A 2,894-nucleotide genomic window follows, 5' to 3' on the forward strand; every position below is an offset into this window, starting at 1 on the left:
TTTAGTAATAATTAATGATATCCTTGTAAAGGTTTATTAAGCACCAGCTGAGATTCTTATGAAATCATACTAAAAATCAATTGTAAGGTTTATATCTGTATAAAAATGATGTATCTACGTGCTTAACGGTATCATTATTTTTGTGTTTAATAAGATAGATTTCTAATCACTTAATTTTACTGTTATGTTTTTAAATCAAAACAAAATATAAAAAAATATTTAAATATGGAGGAAACATGTCCAAAAAGACTTTTGGCAAGCAGTTAACAGTTGTAGATTCTAAGAGTAGAGTCAAGATGCATAAATCAGGAAAAAACTGGGTAAGAACAATAATGTCGCATTTTAATCTATTTAAAGCGATTAAAGGGAGAGCAACTGTTGAAGCAGATGTGTGTGTTCAAAATATTGAAAAAGAAGACCGACTATCTTCAGGAAATTTGACCTATCTCAAAGGATTACTAGCTGCTGGAGCTCTGCTAGGTGGAGCGAGTTTAACCAGTCGTATTTATGCAGATGAGACTCCAGTCGTTCAAGAACAATCGAGTTCTGTACCAACACTTGCAGAACAAACGGAAGTGACTGTTAAAACAACTGCTGTTCAAAATTATCAAAATGGGACAGTATCGAAAAACATCATCGACTCCAATAGTGTATCTATGTCAGAGTCAGCCTCAATAAGTGTTAGTGAATCTATCAGTATGTCTATGTCAGGGTCAATATCAACAAGTGTAAGTGAATCTGTAAGTACATCTACCTCAGAAAGTACTCTATCAAGTCTTTCAGAATCAGCTTCAACAAGTGCTTTAAAATCTACAAGTGTAAGTGAGGCTTCAAATATTCTTGAAACTCAGGCTTCTTTAACGGATAAAGGAAAAGAGTCGTTTTCGGCAAACCAGATAGTAACAGAAAGTAGCTTAGTTACTGATGCTGGTAAAAATGCTTCAGTATCTAGCCTAATTGAAATTACAAAACCAAAATCGGAGTTACAGACTTCCAAAATGTCAAATGAGTCGCTTATAACTCCAGAGAAACCCCAAGTAATGATTGCAAGCGATAAAACTGGGAATGAGACTCTAACTCCGACAATTAGATTAAAATCAGTTATTCAACCAAGGAGTATGAACTTGATAGCTTTGAGCTCGGAGATGGACTTGATACCACTAGAAGAAGTGTCTGATACTGAAATGTTAGGTAAAGACGTATCAAGTGAGTTTCAGAAAGTTAATATTGCGTTAAAAGATAACACTCTTAGTAAGCCTGGAACAGTTAAATTAGATAAATCAGAAAACCTTGTTTTGAACTTTTACTTTTCAATCGCTTCTGTTAACGAGGGAGATTTCTTTACTGTAAAGCTTTCTGATAATCTTGATACACAAGGGGTTGGTACTACTCTAAAAGTTCAAGATATAATAGATACAAGTGGTCAGTTATTAGCAACGGGATCATATAGTCCTTTAACACATAATATTACATACATCTGGACAAAATATGCTTCTACATTGAATAATATTAATGCTCAAGTCAAGCTGCCAGTTTGGCCTGATCAGAGAAAAGTTTCCAAAACGACTTCAGATAAGCAGCGCTTTACTGCAACATTGAACAATCAAGTTGCTTCAATTGAGGAACGTGTTCAGTATAATAGTCCTTCAGTGACAGAACATACTAATGTTAAGACAAATGTAAGATCTCGGATCATGAAGATTGATGATGAAAAACAGACAGAAACTTATATTACTCAAATTAATCCTGAAGGTAAGGAAATGTATTTCGCATCAGGACTTGGGAATCTATATACTATTATCGGTTCAGATGGAACATCAGGTTCACCAGTTAATTTATTAAATGCGGAAGTAAAGATTCTAAAAACTAATTCAAAAAATCTTACAGATAGTATGGATCAAAATTATGATTCGACTGAGTTTGAAGATGTGACTTCCCAGTATAGTTATACTAACGATGGTTCTAAAATTACCATAGATTGGAAAACAAATTCTATTTCTTCCTCTACATCTTATGTTGTTTTAGTCAAAATACCTAAACAAAGTGGTGTATTGTATTCGACTGTTTCTGATATAAATCAAACATACGGTTCTAAAGATTTTTACGGATATACTCAAGTAGATGGAGAATCAGATGCGAATGCTGAAAAAAAATTTTTATCCGAAAGTGCTTCTACGTCAGCAAGTACTAGCGCTTCAACAAGTGCAAGTATTAGCGCCTCAACAAGTGCCTCAACGTCAGCAAGTACGAGTGCCTCCACGTCAGCAAGTATTAGCGCTTCAACAAGTGCAAGCACCAGCGCTTCAACAAGTGCCTCAACGTCAGCCAGCACCAGCGCTTCAACATCAGCCAGCACTTCAACAAGTGCAAGTACGAGTGCATCGACGTCAGCAAGTACTAGCGCTTCAACAAGTGCAAGTACTAGCGTTTCAATGAGTGCATCGACATCAGCAAGTACCAGTGCTTCAACAAGTGCAAGTATTAGCGCCTCAACGAGTGCCTCGACATCAGCCAGCACAAGTGCTTCAACAAGTGCAAGTATTAGCGCCTCAACGAGTGCCTCGACATCAGCCAGCACAAGTGCTTCAACAAGTGCAAGTATTAGCGCCTCAACGAGTGCCTCCACGTCAGCAAGTACTAGCGCTTCAACAAGTGCCTCAACGTCAGCTAGTACCAGTGCTTCCACATCAGCCAGCACTTCAACAAGTGCAAGTACGAGTGCATCGACGTCAGCAAGTACTAGCGCTTCAACAAGTGCAAGTACTAGCGTTTCAATGAGTGCATCGACATCAGCAAGTACCAGTGCTTCAACAAGTGCAAGTATTAGCGCCTCAACGAGTGCCTCCACGTCAGCAAGTACTAGCGCTTCAACAAGTGCCTCCACGTCAGCAAGT

1 protein-coding gene is annotated in these 2,894 nt (G+C 37.8%); it reads left to right on the top strand.

What is annotated here, in order from left to right; translation table 11 throughout:
- Positions 1-236: 236 nt before the first annotated feature.
- Positions 237-2,894, top strand: a 2,658-nt coding sequence (gene srr1, locus HMPREF9171_RS06815; protein WP_001872138.1) for a serine-rich repeat glycoprotein adhesin Srr1, incomplete at its 3' end; no start/stop codon positions are given.

Source organism: Streptococcus agalactiae ATCC 13813, assembly GCF_000186445.1.
GTDB lineage: Bacteria > Bacillota > Bacilli > Lactobacillales > Streptococcaceae > Streptococcus > Streptococcus agalactiae.